Annotated in this window: 25 protein-coding genes and 1 pseudogene; 9 read left to right on the forward strand and 17 right to left on the reverse strand. The window is 67.3% G+C overall.

Features of this window, described 5'->3' with window-relative positions; genetic code table 11:
* Window position 1 precedes the first annotated feature (1 nt).
* Together queF and WC493_RS03370 are read right to left on the reverse strand one after the other, a co-directional pair.
* Window positions 2-457: a preQ(1) synthase gene (gene queF, locus WC493_RS03365; RefSeq protein WP_373062513.1), complete on the reverse strand. Its 456-nt coding sequence runs from the start codon at window positions 455-457 to the stop codon at window positions 2-4.
* Between the two features lie 11 nt (window positions 458-468).
* The gene (locus WC493_RS03370) at window positions 469-1,386 is read right to left on the reverse strand and encodes a LysR substrate-binding domain-containing protein (RefSeq protein ID WP_373062515.1); all 918 of its coding nucleotides are present in this window, start codon (window positions 1,384-1,386) and stop codon (window positions 469-471) included.
* 99 nt (window positions 1,387-1,485) lie between these two features.
* On the opposite strand from WC493_RS03370, the gene WC493_RS03375 reads away from it, so the two are divergent.
* The 6 genes from WC493_RS03375 to WC493_RS03400 all read left to right on the forward strand — a co-directional run bounded on the left by WC493_RS03375 (window position 1,486) and on the right by WC493_RS03400 (window position 5,247).
* On the forward strand, window positions 1,486-1,941 hold the full coding sequence (locus WC493_RS03375) for a DoxX family protein (RefSeq protein ID WP_373062517.1): 456 nt from the start codon (window positions 1,486-1,488) through the stop codon (window positions 1,939-1,941).
* Between the two features lie 48 nt (window positions 1,942-1,989).
* Complete coding sequence (locus WC493_RS03380; protein ID WP_373062519.1) at window positions 1,990-2,769, forward strand: class III extradiol ring-cleavage dioxygenase; 780 nt, start codon at window positions 1,990-1,992, stop codon at window positions 2,767-2,769.
* 57 nt (window positions 2,770-2,826) lie between these two features.
* Window positions 2,827-3,579, forward strand: a complete 753-nt coding sequence (locus tag WC493_RS03385; RefSeq protein WP_373062521.1) for a ThiF family adenylyltransferase — start codon at window positions 2,827-2,829, stop codon at window positions 3,577-3,579.
* Between the two features lie 12 nt (window positions 3,580-3,591).
* Entirely contained in the window at window positions 3,592-4,458 is an 867-nt protein-coding gene (locus WC493_RS03390) for a lysophospholipid acyltransferase family protein (protein WP_373062523.1), read from the forward strand.
* 58 nt (window positions 4,459-4,516) lie between these two features.
* Window positions 4,517-4,750, forward strand: a complete 234-nt coding sequence (locus WC493_RS03395; protein WP_373062524.1) for an AbrB/MazE/SpoVT family DNA-binding domain-containing protein — start codon at window positions 4,517-4,519, stop codon at window positions 4,748-4,750.
* 170 nt (window positions 4,751-4,920) lie between these two features.
* On the forward strand, window positions 4,921-5,247 hold the full coding sequence (locus WC493_RS03400) for a hypothetical protein (protein ID WP_373062526.1): 327 nt from the start codon (window positions 4,921-4,923) through the stop codon (window positions 5,245-5,247).
* Between the two features lie 5 nt (window positions 5,248-5,252).
* On the opposite strand, the gene WC493_RS03405 is transcribed toward WC493_RS03400, so the two are convergent.
* The 7 genes and pseudogenes from WC493_RS03405 to WC493_RS03435 all read right to left on the reverse strand — a co-directional run bounded on the left by WC493_RS03405 (window position 5,253) and on the right by WC493_RS03435 (window position 10,018).
* The gene (locus WC493_RS03405; protein ID WP_373062528.1) at window positions 5,253-5,483 is read right to left on the reverse strand and encodes a type II toxin-antitoxin system ParD family antitoxin; all 231 of its coding nucleotides are present in this window, start codon (window positions 5,481-5,483) and stop codon (window positions 5,253-5,255) included.
* On the reverse strand, window positions 5,480-6,076 hold the full coding sequence (locus WC493_RS03410) for a DUF3501 family protein (protein ID WP_373062530.1): 597 nt from the start codon (window positions 6,074-6,076) through the stop codon (window positions 5,480-5,482). The genes WC493_RS03405 and WC493_RS03410 overlap by 4 nt, the downstream gene beginning before the upstream one ends.
* 14 nt (window positions 6,077-6,090) lie before the next feature.
* Window positions 6,091-7,434, reverse strand: a complete 1,344-nt coding sequence (locus WC493_RS03415) for a (Fe-S)-binding protein (protein ID WP_373062532.1) — start codon at window positions 7,432-7,434, stop codon at window positions 6,091-6,093.
* 98 nt (window positions 7,435-7,532) lie between these two features.
* Entirely contained in the window at window positions 7,533-7,781 is a 249-nt protein-coding gene (locus WC493_RS03420) for a rubrerythrin family protein (RefSeq protein WP_373062534.1), read from the reverse strand.
* Between the two features lie 43 nt (window positions 7,782-7,824).
* Window positions 7,825-7,950 (reverse strand): annotated as a pseudogene (locus WC493_RS03425) (ferritin family protein); the annotation flags it as partial.
* A 211-nt stretch (window positions 7,951-8,161) separates the two neighbouring features.
* On the reverse strand, window positions 8,162-8,605 hold the full coding sequence (gene irrA, locus WC493_RS03430; protein ID WP_373062536.1) for an iron response transcriptional regulator IrrA: 444 nt from the start codon (window positions 8,603-8,605) through the stop codon (window positions 8,162-8,164).
* Window positions 8,606-8,620: 15 nt separating this feature from the next.
* Entirely contained in the window at window positions 8,621-10,018 is a 1,398-nt protein-coding gene (locus WC493_RS03435) for an NAD(P)H-dependent flavin oxidoreductase (RefSeq protein ID WP_373062538.1), read from the reverse strand.
* Between the two features lie 253 nt (window positions 10,019-10,271).
* Between WC493_RS03435 and WC493_RS03440 the strand changes: the two genes are divergently transcribed.
* Window positions 10,272-11,939, forward strand: coding sequence for a toll/interleukin-1 receptor domain-containing protein (locus WC493_RS03440; protein WP_373062540.1), 1,668 nt, complete (start codon window positions 10,272-10,274; stop codon window positions 11,937-11,939).
* Between the two features lie 3 nt (window positions 11,940-11,942).
* Here the strand turns inward: WC493_RS03440 and WC493_RS03445 are convergent, their stop codons facing one another.
* Both WC493_RS03445 and WC493_RS03450 read right to left on the reverse strand, forming a co-directional pair.
* Window positions 11,943-12,707: a hypothetical protein gene (locus WC493_RS03445; RefSeq protein WP_373062542.1), complete on the reverse strand. Its 765-nt coding sequence runs from the start codon at window positions 12,705-12,707 to the stop codon at window positions 11,943-11,945.
* 54 nt (window positions 12,708-12,761) lie between these two features.
* Window positions 12,762-13,532, reverse strand: a complete 771-nt coding sequence (locus tag WC493_RS03450; RefSeq protein WP_373062544.1) for a hypothetical protein — start codon at window positions 13,530-13,532, stop codon at window positions 12,762-12,764.
* A gap of 159 nt (window positions 13,533-13,691) precedes the next feature.
* On the opposite strand from WC493_RS03450, the gene WC493_RS03455 reads away from it, so the two are divergent.
* Both WC493_RS03455 and WC493_RS03460 read left to right on the forward strand, forming a co-directional pair.
* On the forward strand, window positions 13,692-14,423 hold the full coding sequence (locus WC493_RS03455) for a hypothetical protein (protein WP_373062546.1): 732 nt from the start codon (window positions 13,692-13,694) through the stop codon (window positions 14,421-14,423).
* Window positions 14,424-14,426: 3 nt separating this feature from the next.
* The gene (locus WC493_RS03460; RefSeq protein ID WP_373062548.1) at window positions 14,427-14,873 is read left to right on the forward strand and encodes a hypothetical protein; all 447 of its coding nucleotides are present in this window, start codon (window positions 14,427-14,429) and stop codon (window positions 14,871-14,873) included.
* 76 nt (window positions 14,874-14,949) lie between these two features.
* On the opposite strand, the gene WC493_RS03465 is transcribed toward WC493_RS03460, so the two are convergent.
* The 6 genes from WC493_RS03465 to rbfA all read right to left on the reverse strand — a co-directional run bounded on the left by WC493_RS03465 (window position 14,950) and on the right by rbfA (window position 20,477).
* Window positions 14,950-15,720 (reverse strand): hypothetical protein, encoded by a 771-nt coding sequence (locus WC493_RS03465; protein WP_373062550.1) that lies wholly within the window; start codon window positions 15,718-15,720, stop codon window positions 14,950-14,952.
* A 108-nt stretch (window positions 15,721-15,828) separates the two neighbouring features.
* Window positions 15,829-17,964: a polyribonucleotide nucleotidyltransferase gene (pnp, locus tag WC493_RS03470; RefSeq protein WP_373062552.1), complete on the reverse strand. Its 2,136-nt coding sequence runs from the start codon at window positions 17,962-17,964 to the stop codon at window positions 15,829-15,831.
* Between the two features lie 228 nt (window positions 17,965-18,192).
* Window positions 18,193-18,462, reverse strand: a complete 270-nt coding sequence (rpsO, locus tag WC493_RS03475) for a 30S ribosomal protein S15 (protein WP_373062555.1) — start codon at window positions 18,460-18,462, stop codon at window positions 18,193-18,195.
* 18 nt (window positions 18,463-18,480) lie between these two features.
* The gene (gene truB / locus WC493_RS03480) at window positions 18,481-19,422 is read right to left on the reverse strand and encodes a tRNA pseudouridine(55) synthase TruB (RefSeq protein ID WP_373062557.1); all 942 of its coding nucleotides are present in this window, start codon (window positions 19,420-19,422) and stop codon (window positions 18,481-18,483) included.
* Window positions 19,419-19,889 carry a YbaK/EbsC family protein gene (locus tag WC493_RS03485; protein WP_373062559.1) on the reverse strand — a complete coding sequence of 157 codons (471 nt, stop codon included), beginning with the start codon at window positions 19,887-19,889 and terminating at the stop codon, window positions 19,419-19,421. Before WC493_RS03485 ends, truB begins: the two co-directional genes overlap by 4 nt.
* Before the next feature lie 126 nt (window positions 19,890-20,015).
* A complete protein-coding gene (gene rbfA / locus WC493_RS03490) occupies window positions 20,016-20,477 on the reverse strand; it encodes a 30S ribosome-binding factor RbfA (protein ID WP_373062561.1) in 462 nt (153 codons plus the stop codon).
* Window positions 20,478-20,560: the final 83 nt, after the last annotated feature.

A 20,560-nucleotide genomic window follows, 5' to 3' on the forward strand; every position in this document is an offset into this window, starting at 1 on the left:
GTCAGCCCCGGCCGCGGTAGGGGGCCACGCCCTGGTCGGGCAGCCAGAGGCCGGCCGGCGGCGCCCCGGTCGCATAGAAGACGTCGATCGGAATGCCGCCGCGCGGGTACCAATAGCCGCCGATCCGCAGCCACACCGGCGCCAGCAGGTCGACCAGCCGCTTGCCGATGGCGACCGTGCAATCCTCGTGGAAGGCGCCGTGATTGCGGAAGGAACCGAAGAAGAGCTTCAACGACTTGCTCTCGACCAGATATTGGTCGGGCACGAAGTCGAGCACCAGATGGGCGAAATCCGGCTGGCCGGTCACCGGGCAGAGCGAGGTGAATTCCGGGCAGACGAAGCGCACCAGGTAATGGGTGTCGGGGTGCGGATTGGGGATCCGCTCCAGCACCGCGGCCTCGGGGCTCTCCGGTATTGTGGCGGCATGGCCCAATTGGGTCAGGGTGGTTTCGGTCATGGCGGCGGATCCTATCCCTTGGGGACCTGCTGCGCCAGCCGGGCCAGCGCATGGCGGAGCCAGCGGTGCTGCGGCGCTTCCTCGTTCCGTCGGGCCCAGGTCGCGGCCAGGCGCACCGCTGGCAGGTCGAGGGGGACCGCCCGTGCCACCAGGTGGAAGGCGTCGGCGAGCACGCGGCCGACCGAGTCCGGCACGGTCAGAAAGAGGTCGCTCGCCGCCAGCATGGCGCCTGCCGCCAGATGGTGGGAGGCGACCGGGCCGAGGCGCCGGACTAGGCCCTTCTCCGCCAGCAGGCGGTCGACCGCCCCGGTCCGGCTCGCCACCGCCGAGACCAGCAGGTGGCGATGGCGCAGGTAGCAGTCGAGGCCGAGGCCCGGCTCCGCCGCGGCCGGATGGCTCGCCCGCATCAGCACGGTGAAGCCCTCGCGCAGCAGGAATTGCCGCACCATGCGGGCCGGCGGCTCCGGCAGCACGCCCATGGCCAGTTCCACCTTGCCGGCATCGACCAGATCCAGCGCATCGGAGCGGTCGCAATGGCGGAAGGTGAGGGCGAGGCCCGGCGCCTCCGCCTCGAAGAAGGCGGCGAGACAAGGGCCGAGCACCAGCTCGGCATGGTCGGAAGTGCCGATCACCACTTCGCCCGTCGCCGCCTTGGGGTCGAAATCGCCCCTGCCGTCCAGCACGGCACGGAGCCCGGCCAGGGCTTCGGAGACCGGGCCGGCCAATTCGCGCGCCCGTGCCGTGGGTTCGACACCGCCCGGCCGGCGCAGGAACAGGGGATCGCCCAGCACATCACGGAGCCGCGCCAAGCCGTTGGAGGCGGCCGACTGGGTCAGGCCCAGCTGGGAAGCGGCGCGGGTGACGCTGCCGGACTGCATCACCGCCTCGAACAGGCGGAGGAGATTGAGGTCGAGTTGCTGGAATATCATAATCGTGAATAATGCATTTCAGAAATATCAACTTCAAGAATGTGCGAGCCGGACGCATCTTGAGGACGCGAAGGGATCATCCCTCACGGAGTTTCCATCATGAGCGTTCAATCCTCCCTGGCCGTTCCGGCCGCGTCCGAACAGGTGGGCTCGGCCGCCCTCGGCGCCTTCATCCTGCGGGTTACCCTCGGCGTGCTGTCCTTCTCCCACGGCTTCATCCTGAAGGCGCTGACCTTCGGCTTCGCCGGCACCGCGGGCTATTTCGAATCGATCGGCTACCCCGGCTTCTTCGCCTATCTGGTGATCATCGGCGAGATCGCGGGCGGCCTCGGCCTGATCTTCGGCGTGCTGCCCCGCCTCGCCGCCATCGCCATGCTGCCCATCCTGATCGGCGCCACGCTGCAGCATGTCGGCAACGGCTGGCTCTTCTCGGGCACCGGCGGCGGCTGGGAATTCCCGGTGGTCTGGACGGTGCTGCTGGTCGCCTCCGCCTTGATCGGCCCGGGCGCCTTCGCCCTCGGCCGGAAGTTGCCCGGCCGGCTCGCCTCCCTCTAAGCTGAAAGGCCCCCGCGGTGGTCGCGGGGGCCCCTCGAGGATCGGATCATGTCTCGCATGCCTGTGCTTTTCGTCGGTCACGGTTCGCCCATGCTGGCGCTGGACGATGGCCCGGCGCATCGCTTCCTGACCGGCCTCGCCGGCCATCTGCCGCGCCCGAAGGCGATCCTGGTGGTCTCCGCCCATTGGGAAGCGGCGACGCCCCGCGTCTCTTCGGTCGAAAAGCCGCGCACCATCCATGATTTCGGCGGTTTCCCCCGCGCCCTCTACGAGATGCAATATCCAGCCCCGGGCGCCCCGGATCTCGCTGCCCGGGTGGCGGAACTGGTGCCCGGCGCCACGATCGACCCTGCCCGTGGCCTCGACCACGGCGCCTGGGTGCCGCTGAAGCTGGCCTATCCGGCGGCCGACGTGCCGGTGACCCAGCTCTCGGTCCAGACTCCGGACGGGCCGAAGGGCGCCCTCGCCCTCGGCCAGGCACTGCGGCCCTTGCGCGACGAGGGCGTGCTGATCATCGGCTCAGGCTCGCTCACCCATAATCTCTACGAGTTCCGGAGCCCGGTGCAGGAACAGCCGGTCAAGCCCTGGGTGAAGGCCTTCGCCGACTGGGTGCACGAGAAGATCGCCGCGGGCGACATCGAGAGCCTGCTCGACTACCGCGCCAAGGCGCCCTACGGCCCCCAGAACCACCCGACGGAGGAGCATTTCCTGCCCCTCTTCACCGTGCTGGGCGCCGCCGAGCCGGGGGAGGCGGTGCTGCTCCAGCACCAGTCCTATACCTATGGCATCCTGGCCATGGATGCCTATGGCACGGCACTCGCCGCCTGACGCTTTTCACGGCGGCGAAGCGGGGGCATCTTCGGCGTCCGACCGGAGGTGCCACGCATGCTGACCGACGACCAGCTCGACCGTTACGCCCGCCACCTGATCCTGCGCGAAGTAGGCGGGGCGGGGCAGGCGCGGCTGCTCGCCTCGCGCGTGCTGATCGTCGGGGCCGGCGGGCTCGGCGCGCCGGTGGCGCTCTATCTCGCGGCGGCCGGGGTCGGCACCCTCGGGATCGTCGATGCCGATACGGTCGCGCTCTCCAATCTCCAGCGCCAGGTGCTCTACCGGACCGAAGACGTGGGCCGGCCCAAGGTCGAGGCGGCCCGGGAAGCGCTGGCGCGGCTCGATCCCGGCATCAGGGTCGAGGCCCATGCCCTGCATTTGGAGGATGCGTCGGCCCGGGCAATGGTGGACAACTACGACCTGATATTGGACGGCACCGACAATTTCGCCACGCGCCATGCGGTGAACCGCGCCTGCGTGGCCGCGGGCAAGCCGCTGGTATCCGGTGCCGTTGCGCAGTTCGAAGGGCAGGTCGCCACCTTCAAGGGCCATTTGCCCGGTGACCATCCCTGTTACCACTGCTTCGTGCCCGAGGGCACCCAGGCGGCGGCCAATTGCGCCGCCCAGGGCATTCTCGGTGCGGTTACCGGCGTGGTCGGCAGCCTGATGGCGGTCGAGGCGTTGAAGGAGTTGCTTGGCATCGGTGACGGGCTGGCCGGACGGCTGGTCCTCTATGATGCGTTGAGTGCGCGTTTCCGGACCCTCCGTCTCCATCGCGACCCTGCCTGCCCGGTGTGCAGCGGGGGATAGGACCCCTCGCCCATGACCGATGCCGCGCGCCCCCCGGTGAAGCCCTATACGGAGGCGGATTTCGCCAGGCTGCGCAAGCTGATCGGGCCGGTGGTCGATCTCTGGACGGCGCTGACCGATCCGGTCTTCCAGGGGCTGGAGAACATCCCCTTGCAGGGGCCGGCGCTGCTGGTCGGCAACCACGGGCTGATGGGCACGCTCGATGCCTCTGTCATGGTCTTCGGCCTCAAGGAAAGGCTCGGCATCTGGCCGCGCGGCCTGGCCGACCATGTCCATTTCAAGGTGCCGGCCTGGCGCGACATCTTCGCCGCCGCCGGTGCCGTCGAGGGCACGCCGGACGGTTTCCGCGGCCTGATCGCGGCTGGTGCCCATGTCGTGGTCTTCCCCGGCGGGGCCGGTGAAGTGTTCAAGCGCCGGGGCGAGCGCTATCGCCTGCGCTGGAAACAGCGCCTCGGCTTCGCCCGCCTCGCCATCGAGGCCGGCTGCCCGGTCATCCCCTTCGCCTCGGTCGGCGCCGACGACAGCTATTCGATCCTGGCCGGGTCCGACGACCTGATGAAGATCCCGGGCGCCGAAGCCCTGGCCAGGCGTCTCAAGCTGAAGACCGATTACATGGGCCTCTACCGCGGCCTCGGGCTCACCGCCCTGCCCAGGCCCGAGCGCTATTATTTCCGCTTCGCCCCCGCGATCGACACCGCCCGTTTCCACGGCCAGGTGACCGACGACAATGCCTGGACGCTTCGCCGTGAGGTCGAGGAAGCGGTCGAGGCCGGCCTCGACGATCTCCTGACCGAGCGCGAACACGACCCCAAACGCCATTTCCGCAGCCGTGCCCTGCCCCTCGCCGGCCGCCTGCTCGGCCGGCTCCGCGGGGGCTGAGGGCTTGCCGGGGTGGCGGCGAATTCTTACTTTGGGACGTGAGAATTCGGAGGTCGCCATGCGCATCACCGCCAAGGGACAGGTGACCATCCCGGTCGAAATCCGGGAGAAGGCGGGCTTGCTGCCCCATACCGAAGTCGCCTTCGAATTCGACGGCACCTCGGTCCGCATCGTGCAGGCCGCGGGACGGCGCGCCGACACCCGTGGCGCCCGCCTGATCGAGCGGTTGAAGGGCAGGGGCGACGTCGGGCTGACCACCGATCAGATCATGGCCCTGACCCGGGAGGACTGAATGGCCGCGTGCCGGAGCCATAGCTGAGGCAAATTCTGCGAGCTGACAGAATGGGCTTCTGCCGTGGAAATGGCGAAGGCTAAACGAAACTGCGGTAGCCCAACACCGTCATGGCCAAGCGTCGCCAGATTCATCTACTGGGTACCGAGGGCATGTGGATAGGAGGGAGCATGACCAACCGAAAAGGCCCAGGGCAAGTCAAGATCAGTTTTGGCTACTTACGACACATTGGTCCTATGTTCATGCATGGTGGTCTGACGTTACAGTTCGAATCGCCTAGACCTTACGCCTTTATCAGTCGCGTTCAGTGGCCAGACAATGAAAATTATGAAAACGCAATCCACGAAGCCGTAGAGAAGGTTCTATTAGAACTTCAGGGGCATATAGAAACGACCCTCGTTATACTGACGCAGATTGAATGGGACGAGATCAATTCGTCAGAGGAGGGATTTCGCCGAGCCGCCGCGGCTGCAACTCGCGCCGCCTTCGACGTATAGAATTATCACCGCGCTACGCGATCCTCATCATGGACCGAGAAACCCGCGGTCCTCACCGGATGGATACTCTCGGTCCGTCGTTCGGCCAGAAACGTCGCGATGTCGAGCGCTCGTGGTGGGCCGCTCTCTTCGCCTTCGAGCAGGGCGTCGCGCAGGGCCTTCAGCCTCGACTCGTCGTTTGCCGGACGCTGTGATTCGGGCCCGCCGGCATCGTCGGTCGTGGTGCCCTTGGTCACCCCGCGAAATCCTCGGCCAGGGCGGCGCGGGTGACGGGGGGGATCACGGCGAGGTGGCCGTAGTCCGGGTGCTCGAAGGCGATCAGGGCTTCGACTACGGGGGACTTGAAGGCGGCGATCGCTTCGGGCGTGAAGGGGAAATGCAGGAAATGGACGGCGGAAGTCTTGCCGTCGGCCTTGGTCCGCTCGACGTCGCCTTCGGGCACCGCGCGCACGGTGATCGGCCCGAGCCGGATCACCAGGCTGTCCTCGATGCCGCCGAGGCGCGACAGGATGCGGGCGCGGCGGAATTCGTCCTCGATCTCGAACATCAGGGTACAGGTGAGTTCGGCCCCCTTGGGGATCATCGGGTTGTAGGCCGCCAGCTCGTCGGCCAGTTGCGCGTCGCCGCCCTTCTCGATGTAGAGCATTTCCTGGACCTGCATCCACATGGTCTCGAAACACTCGAAATGCAGGGTGGCATAGGGGCCGACCGCGAGCCGGCGCCGGCGCTTCAGCTCGACGATGGCGGCCCGCCGCGCCTTCCGCTCGGCGGCATAGGTGGCGAGGGGCAAGATGTCGTCGGCGGTGATCAGCCGGGCCGCCTTGGGCATGGCATTTTCCTCGTTCAGAGCCCGTAGGCGCGGGCGAAAAGCTCGATCGGATGGGGCGCCTTGGCCGGCGCCTTTTCCGCTTCCGCGGGGCCGAGCGCCTTCATCCCCTCGATGATATGGGCGCCCGCGAGCGGGCATTCCGAGGCGACATGGGCCTTGCCCGATTTGGCAGCCGTGCGCGCCACCGGCTTGCCGACCTTGAGGGCGACCTCGTGGAATTCCTTCAAGACGCCCCAGGAGCCGCCGTGGCCCGAGCAGCGCTCGATCACCTGGAGGTCCTGGCCGGGGATCAGCTTCAGCATCTCGGCCGCCTTCTGGCCCATGTTCTGCGCCCGGGCGTGGCAGGCGATATGGACCGCGATGCCGCCTTCGAGGGGGGCGAGGCCGGGCGCCAGCCCCTCCTTCTTGGCGATGTCGACGACATATTCCGGAATGTCGTAGACCGCCTTGGCGAGGCGCTTGATCTCGGCATCACCGGGCAGCAGCAGCGCCCATTCGAATTTCATCATCAGCGCGCAGGACGGCACCAGGGCGATCACGTCGTAACCCTTGTCGACCCAGGGCAGAAGTTCGGCCGTGATCGCCTTGGCGTTGGCGGCGACGCCTTCGAGATTGCCGTGTTCCAGCATCGGCATGCCGCAGCACTTGGGATAGACCACCTCGGTCGAAACGCCGTTCTTGGCCAGAACGGCGCGCGCCGCCATGCCGATCTCGGGCGCATTGTAATTGGCGAAGCAGGTCGCATAGATCACCGCCTTGCGGCCGAAGGCGGGGGCGTCGCGGTTCGGCTCGGCCGGGGTCTTGGCGGCCTGGCGCTTCAGCGTGTCGCCGCAGAACTTGGGCAGCACGGCATGGGCATCGATCCCGGCCGCCTTTTCCATCAGGTTGCGGGTGAAGTGGTTTTCCGTGCTGCTCGCCCAATTGGCGACGCCGGGCATCACGCCGGCCAGCTTGCCGTTGCGGTCGGTCTTGGCGAGCTGCTTCTGGACGAAGGGCGTCTTGCCCTTGGCATGTTCGACGGCGCGGTAGCGCAGCATCAGATGCGGGAAGTCCAGGTTGAATTCATGCGGCGGCACATAGGGGCATTTGGTCATGAAGCAGAGGTCGCACAGGGTGCAGGCATCCACCACCGGCTTGAAGGCTTCGGACTTCACCCCGTGCAGTTCGCCGTCTTCAGAGGAATCGGCGAGATCGAACAGGCGGGGGAAGGAGTCGCATAGGTTGAAGCAACGGCGGCAGCCGTGGCAGATGTCGAAGACGCGGCGGATCTCGGCGTCGAGCTTGGCCTCGTCATAGAAATCCGGGTCGTTCCACGCCAGCGGATGGCGCGTCGGCGCCCCGAGCGAACCTTCCCTCATGCCGTCCCCCCATTGCCGAAACGGATGCGCAGTCGGGGGTGGCGGCCACCCCCGGCATTACGCGGGCCCGGCCGGGCAGGCCGAGCCCGTCGAAAGCCTCAGTCGAGCGTGTCCAGCGCCTTCTGGAAGCGGCCGGCGTGCGACTTCTCGGCCTTGGCCAGGGTCTCGAACCAGTCGGCGATCTCGTCGAAGCCTTCCTCGCGCGCCGTCTTGGCCATGCCCGGATACATGTCGGTGTATTCGTGGGTTTCGCCGGCGATGGCGGCCTTCAGGTTGGCGTCGGTCGGGCCGATCGGCTCGCCCGTCGCGGGGTCGCCCACTTCCTCGAGGAATTTCGAGGTGGCCATGGGCGTGGCCGGTCTCACCCTCGGCGGTCGAGCGGAACACCGCGGCGACGTCGTTGTAACCTTCGACGTCGGCCTTCTGCGCGAAATAGAGATAGCGGCGGTTCGCCTGGCTCTCGCCGGCGAAGGCGGCCTTCAGGTTGTCACAAGTCTTGGTCCCAGCAAGCGACATGGCGTCACTCCTTCCCCGGATGCGGGCTTCGGGTCTGGGTCAGTCCCGGTGGGGACCGGCCCCTTTGGGGCCGGGCGCCCCCCGATAACGGAACACCCGGCCGCGCACAGTATGGCGCTCGCCGGGTGTCCACGTCAACAGATTGGAATTGATTGAATGTCAGTTACAAGTCACACAAGAATAATAACAATTTGTGCGTTGCGGAAGGCCGTCAAAGATCCCTGGCGGCCGTCTCGCGGAGCCGGATGACGACGTCGACCCGGGCCACTTCCATGCCCGGCGGCGTTGTCGGCAGGTTGGCGATGGCGATCTCGCCGCCGGCAATGTCGCAGAGCTTGCCCGAGTCTTCATAGAAGAAGTGGTGGTGCTCGTCGGTATTGGTGTCGAAATAGGCCTTGCCGGTGTCGATCACCACTTCGCGCAACAGGCCGACGCCGGTGAACTGGTGCAGCGTGTTGTAGATCGTGGCGAGCGAGACGTCGACGCCGGCGGTCTTCGCCTCTGCGTGCAGCGTTTCGGCCGTGACGTGGCGGTGGCCTGCCTCGAACAGGATGCGAGTCAGGGCCAGGCGCTGTCGGGTCGGCCGCAGACCGGCGGCCTTGAGCCGCTGGAGAGCGTCGCGGAAGGGGCGTTCGAGCCCGGCAGGCCTGCTCATGACGTTACTCCCTGATCAATCGCCCGTGACCAGCCGCTCGACGAGCTGGCGCACGGTCGGCACGAAGCCGTTGGAATAGAAGGGGTCGCTGGCGAAACGATAGGCCGAATGGCCGGCGAACATCAGGTTGTGCTCGGGATCGCCGCCATGGGCGATATCCTGGAGCGTCTTCTGAATGCAGAAGCTGCGCGGATCGGCCTTCTTGCCGGTCGAGCCTTCCTCGCCCTGCGACCAGTTGGAGAATTTGCAGGCCGACAGGCAGCCCATGCAGTTGATCTGGTCCTTCAGGATCTCGTGCGCCTTTTCAGGCGTCACGAAGATCAGCGTGTGGTCGGGCGTGCGCATGGCTTCGGTGAAGCCGGCCGCCATCCAGGCCTGCGCGCGTTCCTTGTCGTGCGAGGTGACATAGACGAGACGGCCGCGGGCGCCGATGGCGAGGGCGGCCATGTGGTCGCCCACCGGCTCGCTCGAATAGGCGATCTGGCGATCCGAACGCTCTTCCAGCTCGCGCAGGAAGGGATTGTGCACGGCCGAGGAATAGAAGCCCGTGGGCGAGAAGCGGTGCAGCGCGACCTCGCCCTTGGCGATCTTCAGCAGCCGCTGCTTCCAGCTCTCGGGGATCGGGCTCTCCTTGGTCAGGAGGGGACGGGTGCCGAACTGGAAGATCACCGGCCCGACTTCCGGGTTGTCGATGAAATGCTGCCATTCGCGCAGGTACCAGACGCCGCCCGCCATGATCACCGGCGTGTCGGTGAGGCCCGCCTCGTTCATGTCGCGGCGGAGCTGGACGACGCGCGGATAGGGATCTTCCGGCGTCAGCGGATCTTCGGAATTGGACAGGCCGTTGTGGCCGCCGGCCAGCCAGGGATCCTCGTAGACGACGCCGCCGAGGAAATTCGAAAACTTGTGATAGGCGCGCTTCCACAGCGCCCGGAAGGCGCGGCCGGAAGAAACGATCGGGTAGTAGTTGACGCCGAAGCCGGCCGCGATCTCGGCCAGGCGGTAAGGCATGCCGGCACCGCAGGTGACGCCGTGCACCAAGCCCTTGGCGCCTTCGAGCACGCCCTTCAGCACGCGTTCGGCACCGCCCATTTCCCACAGCACGTTGATGTGCAGCCGGCCCTTGCCGCCCGAGACGTCGTGGGCGCGCTGGACCTGGGTGATGCCGCCGTGGATGCCGTATTCGACCAGTTCCTCGTGCCGCTCGCGCCGGGTCTTGCCGCGGTAGATCTGCGGGATGACGTCGCCGTTCGCATCATAGGAATCGGCATTCACGGCCGACACGGTGCCGATCCCGCCGGCAGCGGCCCAGGCGCCCGACGACTGGCCGTTCGTGGCCGAGACGCCCTTGCCCCCCTCGAGCAGGGGCAGCACCTCGACACCCTGGATACGAACCGCGTTCAGCGCCTTCATCTCTTGCCAATTCCTGTCGTACTGCGTCAACCCGCCCGCATGACGGATCCTTGACGCTTTTGTCCATGCCTACATATAGCGGATCGGTATCATCAATAAAGGGTGGCTAGATCAATTCGGGGGGCGAATCGCCGCAGAATTTCATTTTGCGCCGAAAAAAAATTCACGGAGTGCTGTGCGCTTCGACACTGGTAAGCCGGCTCGTGCACGCTAGACTGCCCGTCGTCGAGGGTAGGTTAAGAGGCGAGACGGCATGAGCGCGCCGATCTTCATCAGTCACGCATCCGAGGATCGGGAGTTCGCCGAGCGGATCACCAGCTATCTGGAGCAGCGGGGCGTGCGCTGTTTCATCGCGCCTCGAGACATCCGCCCGGGTGCCGACTATGCCGAGCAGATCATCGACGGGTTGGACGCCGCCGGCGCCATCGTCTTCCTGCTGTCCGAGAATTCCAACAAGTCGATCTTCGTGCGGAAAGAGATCGAGCGTTCGGTCTCCAAGGGCAAGAACGTCTTCACCGTGCGCATCCGCGAGGTCACGCCGGCCCGCGCGCTCGAACTCTTCGTCTCGTCGGAACAATGGATCGACGCCTGGCGGCCGCCCATCACCCAATATCTCGACCGCCTGGCCGAAGGTGTAGCGGCGACCTTGAACATCGCCCTGAAGGCCCCGCCCGAGGCGGACCAGACGGTCTTCGCCCCGCGCGGCCAGGCCACCACGCCGCCCGCTGCGGCCACGGTGCCGCCGGCCCCTCCCGCATCGCCGCCAGCCTCGCCCCCCGCGGCACCGCCGCCGGCGCCGCCGGTCGCTCCTCCCGTTTCGCCGCCGGCGCCCCCGCCGCCGCCCCGCGGCGACTATCGAATCGGCCCCGCGGTGGAAAAGCCGGTGCCGCCGGTCGCCGACACGGCGGCCAAGGGCGAAGGCAAGAAGGGGGGCGGCAATGCCGGCCTGGTCGCGGGTGGCCTGATCGCTCTGGCCGGGGCCGCCGGTGCGCTGACCTATTTCGTCGTCCTGCCCATGCTGGAGGACAAGCCGGTGGGCCCGGGCCCGACGCCGCCCGCCGTGGTGGCCGAAGGGCCGCAGGCGACGCCCACTTCGCCACCGGCCTCGCCACCGGCCTCGCCGCCCGCATCACCACCCGCGTCGCCGCCGGCCTCCCCGCCGGTCGCACCGGCCTCGCCGCCGCCGCCCCCGGCCTCACCGTCGGCGGCCGCGGTCGATCTGCCGGATGACATCCAGCCGGTGTTCCAGCGCTATTTCGCTTTCGTCGACCAGGGCAACGGCGGCGCCGTCTATGACCAGCTGCTCGACGCCGACACCAAGGACAAGGTGGACCGGGCCCAGGTCCTGGCCCTCTATGCCGATCGGGCGACCCGCTTCGGCCCGGGGGGCGGCGACCATGTGGTGACCGCGGTGGTCCATCTGGCCGAATTGCCGTTCCAGCCCGCGTCGCGCGGACCCTATTACTACGTCCAGGTCGAGACCCGGCTGTCGCGCGGCACGGTGGCCGACGGGTTGTTCTTCCGCGACACCGGCGACGGCTCCTACGTCCTCGCCGACATCGAGACCCAGGCCGCGGCCAAGCCGCTCTCGGCGGCCGACCGGGAAGCCGCCGTCGGCGTCGCGACCAAGCTGTTCCAGGGCCTCGACGACGGCACGGTGAACAAGGCGCTGCTGGTCTCGCCCGCGCCCGATACGACCGAATGGGCCGACACGGTGCAGAGCATGCGGGGCGGCGACCTCACCGGGCGCAGCCTGGTCGCCACTTTCCCCTTCACCGAGTTGCAGGGGCAGGTGGGCGACTATGTCTACGTCCAGTTCGACGGAAACTTCACCGACGCCAGGGTGACAGAGCAGGTCTGGCTGAAGCGCGACGGCGGGACCTGGAAGGTCGCCCGCTTCTGGGCCCAGCCGGACCAGTAGGGTTCAGGCTTCCGGGAGGCGCAGCGTGGGCGGCGCCTCGCCCAGCTTGGCGAAATAGAACTGGGTCAGGCCGACCAATTGCGGTCCGGTCGACAGGCCGTTGACGAAGCCCGCCACCAGCGAGACGGCGAGGGCGATCAGGGGCGACGAATCGGGCTGGGCGCCGGCCAGATTGTCCAGCACGCCTGCCACTGCGGTGAAAGGCAGGGCGACCAGCAGCATGAACAGGAAGACACGGAGTCGTTCCCCTTTCATCAGGGTGAAGGACTGGCGGATGCCCGGCAGCGGCTCGTAGAAGGCGAGCTGCGGCAGCAATGTCATGCCCAGGGCCAAGTAGAGGCCGATCACGGCGAGCGCCAGTCCGATATAGGGGGCAGCCTGGTTCTCCGGCAGGAGCTGGCCGACCGCGAAAACGATCAGGCCGAAACCGAACATGACGATCGCCGCCTCGCCCAACAGGCGATAGGCGCGGAGAGTGGCGCGGCCGGGCGTCACGATGGGGGCACGGTCCAGCAGACGGGCCAGCAGATCGCCCGCTGCCCTCACCGCGAAGGGCACCATGGTGAGCCCGCCGACCAGGGCGCCGCCGAGGCCCCAGACCATGATCCAGACGTCGGTCGCCCCAGCGACATGGGCGCCCACCATGCTGCCCGCCAGGCCAGCCAGTGCCGGCGCCACCCCGAACAATGCCGCCAGCCGCAGACTCTCGCGCTCGAAAGTGACGCGAAAGGCGCTTTGAAACATCAGGATGAGGAGGTTGGGCGGCATGATCACGGGCGGTAAACGAACGAGGAAACCCGTGCTAACCCGGATGGCGGCGGATCACAACCACGAAGCATCCGGCACCGGCAGTGCGAGCGCCGCTTCCGCCTCGAAGTAGATGCGACTGCTGACGGCAAAGAGCGGGGCCTGGACGAGGCCGAAGATCGCTTGGCCGATCTGCAGGCAGGTCGCTCGGGGAGCCTCGGCGGCGAGGCACAGCAGCCCGAAGGCAAAAACGACGAGGCTCCAGGCAAGGGTGACCAGCAGGATCGCACCGAACAGGCGCAGCCGGTTGCCCCGCGTCATGCGGCGTACCCTGGCCAAGGGGGCGCGGTGCCGGTACAGCGTTTCGAGGAAATAGAAGCCGTGATCGGTGATCAGCCAGATCGCCGTGCCGCCGGCCGCCAGGCCGAGGATGGTGCCGGTCGTCAGGTCGAGCAGACCGGCCAGTTTCAGGATACCGGCGGCCACGGCTGCCGGAAGGCCGACCGCCCAGGTCAACATCAATCCGCCCATCAGCGGCGCCTTGATCAGCATCGCCGTCGCCGTCAACAGACCGTCCGGCAGCGGGCGGTCGAACAGGCGCCTGTTCAGGCGGGAATAGAGGGCGGCGACGAGCGGCAGAAGCAGGAAAGACAGAAGCGTCTGCAGCAGAACGAGATGCTGCTGCGGCGTGTCGCCGAGCCCCGTCAGCACGCGGTCGGCCACGTCTTCCAGGAGATGCAGCGTCAGCAGCGGCGGCACAGCCGAAACGACGGCAAGGCCGATGCCTTCGAGGGTGAAGGCTTGGCGCAGGGCGAAAGCTACGAGCTCGAGGCTGCTGACACGCATGGCAGCCACCGGTAGATGGGCTTCGTGTCTCTCAATCATACAAATCGGTCTGTGCGGGCACAAAGGAAATGGCCGGTGGGGGTCGGGCAGCGTTGCGGTGTGCCACTTGCAATGGTATTGTTCATCAATTGATTACCAATAATTGCTTTTGGAGGGTCGATGGCGTCGACACTGGCAGTCGCCCCGGGTACCACAGACCAGAACGCGGCTCGTAGCGAATTCGATCGGACGGTCGAAATACTGCGGGCCGATGTCGCCGCCGCTGCTTCCCACATGACGTTGGACGGCGCTGCCCGCGCGACCTACGACCGCCTGATCCGCGGCTTTTCCGAACAGACCCGCCTCGAGGTCGAGCGGGGTGGCCTGACCTGGACGGAGGCGGCGGATCGGGCGCACCGGCTGCGCAATATGGCGCTGGATGCGATCCGCGGCCGCAGCACCGCGGTCGGCCGCGCCTTCGCGGAACAACTGAAGGCACAGGGGCGCAGTCTCAACGAATTGATCGCCCGAAAGACCCTGCAGTTGTTCGGCGCGGATGCCGATTTCGGCCGACTGTCGCCGGCCCAGCGCGACCGCGTCTTCGCCGCGATCGTCGAGGCGGCGGGCAAGTCCAATCCGCGCGTCACCGCCATGATGCGCGGGCTTTCGGTGGCCGGCCGGGCCTTGCTGGTGGTCTCGATCGCGGTCACCGTCTACACCGTGGCGACGGCGAAGGATCCGGCGGCGGCAGCCCGCCACGAAGGCGCCGTGCTCGGCGCCGGCATCGCCGGCAGCATGGCATCCGGGGCGCTGGCCGGTCTCGCCTGTGGCCCCGGGGCGCCGGTCTGTGTCACCATCGGCGCCTTCGTGGGCGGCACGCTGGCCGCTTTCGGTGCTTCCATGGTCTTTTGAGCGATGCGTTTTCTCGATCACCGGCAGCTCGGCGTCGCACCTGCCACGGCGGGCTCGTCTGCGATCGCCGTGGACGGCCATTCCGGTCGCGTCGAGGGTGTGGTGCTGGAAGCCGCCGTCGTCCTCGAGGCCGAGGACCCGATACAGGGCTGGCTCTTCTTCATGACGGACGACGTGCCCTATGAAGACATGCTGACCATCACCCTGACCGACGCCGGGCTTCGCCCGCTCGACCGGGCGCGGATCGGTGCGCCCTATGTGACCGGCACCTTCCGTGCCCCCCGGATCGACGGCCCGGGGCGCCTCAGCTTCGATTTCATCGACGAGAGGCGCTGGCACCTCGCCGTCCTGGCCCGCCCGACCCTGGCCCTGCCGTTCGTCGGCGACCCGCGGGGGGTGCACCGGCCCCTCCGCCTGCACCGCCATTTCACGCTCGACACATCGGGGTGACTGGGCCGGCAAGCTCATTTCAGCTCGGCTCCGGATCACGTCGGCGCGGCCGCGGATCGGCATTGGGGCGGCTCGATCAGGTCCCCGGGCGAGAAACGGGTTTGCCGGTGGCGGCGGCCTCGGCCGCCAGCGCGTCGAAGTAATAGCTGCTGATAAGGGCGAAGCCCGGTAGCAGGAGAGGTCCCTGCAACAGCGCCGGGAGCAGCCATCGCCATTCGGGGAACAGCCCGTACCACAGGGCGCCCAGCGCGATGACAACGGCGAAGACGGCGCCCGCCAACAGGAGCATGGCCAAGAGCAGCTGCAGCCGGTGGCCCCGCAACAGGGACCGGACCCGATGGAAGCCTGCGCGGCCCTGATAGACCATCTCATGGTAATAGAAGACGTGAAGGAAGATCAGGACGGCTGCCGCGGCGGCGGCAGCGTAGATGACGGCGGCCATCGCGAGCCGGGAATCGAAACCGGTCTGGCGGAGAAGGACGATCGCCAGCGCGGTCGGAACGGCAGTCAGGACGAGCAGGGTGCAGCCGCTCAGGATATTCGCCTTGATCAGACGCAGAACGGACGTCGCCAGCCCGACCGGAAACGGCCGTGCGAAGCAGCGCCGATTCAAGCGCGAAAGCAGAAAGGCGACGGCCGGCACGGCGACCAGCGGCGAGATCGTCAGCCAATGGGCGATTTCGGGCGAGAGAGTGCCGGCGTTCCAGAGCAGACGGTCGTTGGGAGTCGCGATGAAGGCGTAGATCAGTATGTCCGGCACGCAAAAGGCGATCGCGCAGCCCAGGGTTTCGAGGCTGGCCACCTGACGCAGGGCGAAGCCCAGCTTGCGCCACAGACTGCTGCTCATCGACGCTACCGCTGCATAAGTCGGGACGGAATCTACTTATAGTTGTTGTTCCAGTCAAAAGAAAGGCGGCCGCGAGGGCCGCCTTTCCAGAAAAGTGATCGGGCGCAATCAGACGGGCTGATCGGCTTCGGACTTGTTCTTCTCGGGGACGATCTCGGCGCCGGTCTGCTGGTCGACGACCTTCATCGACAGGCGGATCTTGCCGCGTTCGTCGATGCCGAGGACCTTCACCTTCACGGCGTCGCCCTCGTTGACCACGTCGGTCACCTTGGCGACGCGTTTGGGCGCCAGTTCCGAGATGTGGACGAGGCCGTCCTTCGAGCCGATGAAGTTCACGAAGGCGCCGAAATCGACGACCTTGACGACCTTGCCGTCATAGACTTCGCCAACCTTGGCTTCGGCGACGATGCCGTTGATCCACTTGATCGCGGCTTCGATCGCACTGGCGTCGGAGGCCGCGACCTTGATGGTGCCGTCGTCCTGGATGTCGATCTTGGCGCCGGTCTTTTCCACGATCTCGCGGATCACCTTGCCGCCGGTGCCGATCACTTCGCGGATCTTGTCCTTGGGGATCGTGATCGTCTCGATGCGCGGCGCGAAGGCGTTCACTTCGGTGCGGGCACCGGTCAGCGCCTTGGCCATCTCGCCCAGGATGTGGATGCGGCCGGCCTTGGCCTGGCCCAGCGCCACCTTCATGATCTCTTCGGTGATGCCGGTGATCTTGATGTCCATCTGGAGCGAGGTGACGCCGGTTTCGGAGCCGGCCACCTTGAAGTCCATGTCGCCGAGGTGATCCTCGTCGCCCAGGATGTCCGAGAGGACGGCGAAGCGATCGCCTTCCTTGATCAGGCCCATCGCAATACCCGCCACCGGGGTCGCCAGCGGCACGGCGGCATCCATCAGGGCGAGGGACGAGCCGCACACCGTCGCCATCGACGACGAGCCGTTCGACTCGGTGATTTCCGAGACGACGCGGAGCGTATAGGGGAAGGCTTCCTTGCTGGGCAGGACCGGGCGCACGGCGCGCCAGGCCAGCTTGCCGTGGCCGATCTCGCGGCGACCGGTGGCACCCATGCGGCCCGTCTCACCGACCGAGAAGGGCGGGAAGTTGTAATGCAGCATGAAGTGTTCGTGATAGGTGCCCTCGAGGGCATCGATCATCTGCTCGTCGTCGCCGGTGCCGAGCGTCGCCACGACCAGGGCCTGGGTCTCGCCGCGGGTGAACAGGGCGGAACCATGGGCGCGCGGCAGCACGCCGACCTCGGCCACGATCGGGCGCACGGTGACCAGGTCACGGCCGTCGATGCGGGTGCCCTTGTCCAGGATGTCGTTGCGGACGACGAAGGATTCGAGGTTCTTGAACTGCTCGATCACGCGGGCGGTGTCGAAGCCTTCGGCTTCCAGGGCCGCGATCGCCTTCTTCTTGGCGGCGCCGACGGCGTCGTAGCGCTGCTGCTTCTGGCGGATGCCATAGGCGGCGCGGAGGTCGGCCTCGACCGCGTCCTTCAGGCGGGCCACGAGAGCGGTCTCGTCCGCCTCTTCCGGCAGCGCCCAGGGCTCCTTGGCGGCGGCTTCGGCCAGTTCGATGATGGCCTGGATGACCGGCTGCATCTCGCGGTGGCCGAACATCACGGCGCCCAGCATGACTTCTTCGCTGAGCTGCTTGGCTTCGGATTCGACCATCAGCACCGCGTCGCCCGTACCGGCGACCACGAGGTCGAGGTCCGAGGTCGGCAGTTCGTCGAGCTGCGGATTGAGGACGTATTCGCCGTTGATATAGCCGACGCGGGCGGCGCCGATCGGGCCGAGGAAGGGCACGCCCGAGAGCGTCAGGGCCGCCGAGGCGCCGATCAGGGCCGGAATATCGGGATCATTCTCGAGGTCGTGGCACAGCACGGTGGCGATGACCTGGGTCTCGTTCCGGAAACCGTCGACGAAGAGCGGGCGGATCGGGCGGTCGATCAGGCGGGAGACCAGGGTCTCCTTCTCGGTCGGACGGCCTTCGCGCTTGAAGAAGCCGCCGGGGATCTTGCCCGCGGCATAGGCCTTCTCCTGGTAGTTCACCGTGAGCGGGAAGAAATCGACCCCGGGCTTCACGGACTTGGCGGCGACGGCGGTGACCAGCACGGTGGTGTCGCCATACTGGACGAACACGGCGCCGTCGGCCTGACGCGCGATCCGGCCGGTTTCCAGAACCAGCTTGCGGCCGCCCCAGGTCAGTTCCTTGCGGTGAATGGTGAACATCTCTCTATCCTTCCTACGGGGTCGCGAGCGCCCTTGCGCCGGGACCCTGGGCCTGCGGCCCCTGCCGCCTGCCCGATGACCGCGCCGGACCTTCCGCGCGGGGCGTTCCGGGTATCCCCCCGGAATGAGAAAGGGGCCCGACGGTCACGCCCGACGATGCGGGCGTGTCCTGCCGAGCCCCCTGAATGCCGAAGGGCGGAGCGACGCGACGGACGTCCGCCCGCAGGCTCACTTGCGCAGGCCGAGGCGGGTGATGAGGGTGGTGTAGCGCTGGTTGTCGCGGGACTTCAGATAGTCCAGCAGGCGGCGGCGCTGCGACACCAGCATCAGAAGGCCACGACGCGAGTGGTTGTCCTTCTTGTGGGTCTTGAAGTGCTCGGTCAGGTTGGAAATCCGTTCGGACAGAACGGCGACCTGAACTTCCGGCGAACCGGTGTCACCTTCGTGGGTGGCGTATTCCTGAACCAGCGCGGTCTTGCGCTCGGGCGAAATCGACATCGGAGGGTCCTTCCTCGATCACATGTTGAAGACACGCACCGGGCGGATGGTCGGGCCACCAAACATGTCGCTGGCTGGCCTTCCCAATGCGACGAGACCCGTCGGCGCCATCAGGCGGACAACGGCATCCGGATCGCACGTCTGCACGGTGCCCGGCATTCCGATGGCCCGCCCCTGTCGAAGGGCCAGGGCCTCTTCCGCCGTCACGGCTAGCGCCGGGATGTCGTCCAGCGCAGTCACGACGGGCAGCAGAATGCCGTCAGGGGGCGATGTATGAAGCAATTCCGGGTGTTTTTCCACAAGATTTTCGACTCCCGCCATCGTCACCGCGCGGTCGAGCCCGAAGGGGCCGACCCGGGTCCGGCGCAGCATGACGACATGGCCGAGGGTGCCGAGCGCCCGGGCGATGTCGCGGGCGAGCGAACGGACATAGGTGCCCTTGCCGCAATCGACGGCGAAACCGGCGTGATCCGCATCCGGGCGCGCCGTCAGGAGGAGGCCGTGAATTTCGATCGCGCGGGCGGCCAGTTCGACAGTCTCGCCCGCCCGGGCCAGGTCGTAGGCCCTCTCGCCGTCCACCTTGATCGCGGAAAAGGCCGGCGGTACCTGCTCGATCGTGCCGAGGAAACGGGGCAGCAGGGCTTCGATCGCCGCCGTCTCGGGGCGCACATCGCTGGTCGCGACGACCTCGCCCTCGGCGTCAAGGGTCGTGGTCTCCTGGCCGAAGCGGACGGTGAATTCATAGGATTTGCTGGCGTCGACCACGAAGGGCAGGGCCTTGGTCGCCTCGCCGAAGGCAAGCGGCAGGATGCCGGTCGCCAGCGGATCGAGCGTGCCGCCGTGGCCGCCCTTGGCCGCCTTCAGATAATAGCGGATCTTGCCCAGCGCCTGGGTCGAGGTGATGCCGAGCGGCTTGTCCAGCACCACCCAGCCGTCGACCTTGCGCTTGTCGCGCTTCAAGCCGCCGGGTCCTGGCAGACGTCGACCCAGGCCGCCCCGGTGATCGAGGCCAAGCGGTCGGGGGTGATGAACAGGGCGCTGTTGATCGAGCCGGCGGCCGGCACTACGACGTCGTAAGCCTTGAGCGAGACATCGCACAGGATGCGCAGCGGCTGCGCCAAGCCGAAGGGGCAGACGCCGCCGACCGGATGGCCGGTCAGGGCCGCGACTTCCTCCAGCCCCAGCATCCGCGGCTTCACCCCGAAGGCGGATTTGCACTTCTTGTTGTCCAGCCGGGCATCGCCGCTGGCGACGACCAGCACCACTTCCTCGCCCAGGCGCAGCGACAGGGTCTTGGCGATCTGCCCGGTGGCGACGCCATGGGCGGCGGCGGCCAGCGGCACCGTGGCCGAGGAGCCGGCGGTCTCGACGATGGCGATGTCGGGGGCGTGTTCGGCCATGAAGGCGCGGACGGAGTCGATGGTCATGGGGGCATTGCCTGTCTCGTCGTTCCGGACGGAGCGCAGCGGAAGTCCGGAACCTTCCGAAGGAGCATCAGCGGCGAGAGATCCCGGCCTTGGCCGGGACGGCGCACATGAAAGGGGACGAGGGCTTCATTCCTCGTCGTCGTCGGCCCAGCCGGCTTCTTCGAGGTCGTGCTTCACCACCGGGGTTTCCAGCAGGGCGCGGATGCGGTCGGCCTCGTCGAAGCTCTCGTCGCCGACGAAGGTCAGCTTGGGCGTGAACTTCAGTTCGGTGCCCTTGGAAACCTGGCCGCGGATGAAGGCGGCGGCGTGGTTCAGGGCCGCGATCACTTCCGCCGTGTTCTTGCCGGAGAGCGGCAGGGCGAAGACGGTAGCGTTCTTCAGGTCCGGGCTGAGCCGGACTTCGGAAATGGTGATGGCGACGCCCTGCAGATGGGGATCGTGGATCGTATCCCGGCGCAGCAGTTCGGCGATCAGATGACGCAGCAGTTCGCCGACGCGGAGCTGGCGCTGGCTGGTCGGCCGGCCGGCCCGGTGATCGGCGTCGTCACGGCCATGCCTGCTGCCTGAGGGCGAGCGATGGGGGGGCATGGGGCTTCCTTTCCAGAAAGATGCGGCCCCCTCAGAGGGAGGGAGCCGCGGTATTGTCGCCCTTCGAGGGCCATTGAGGCCCC

The organism is Zavarzinia sp., from assembly GCF_041650655.1.
GTDB lineage: Bacteria > Pseudomonadota > Alphaproteobacteria > Zavarziniales > Zavarziniaceae > Zavarzinia.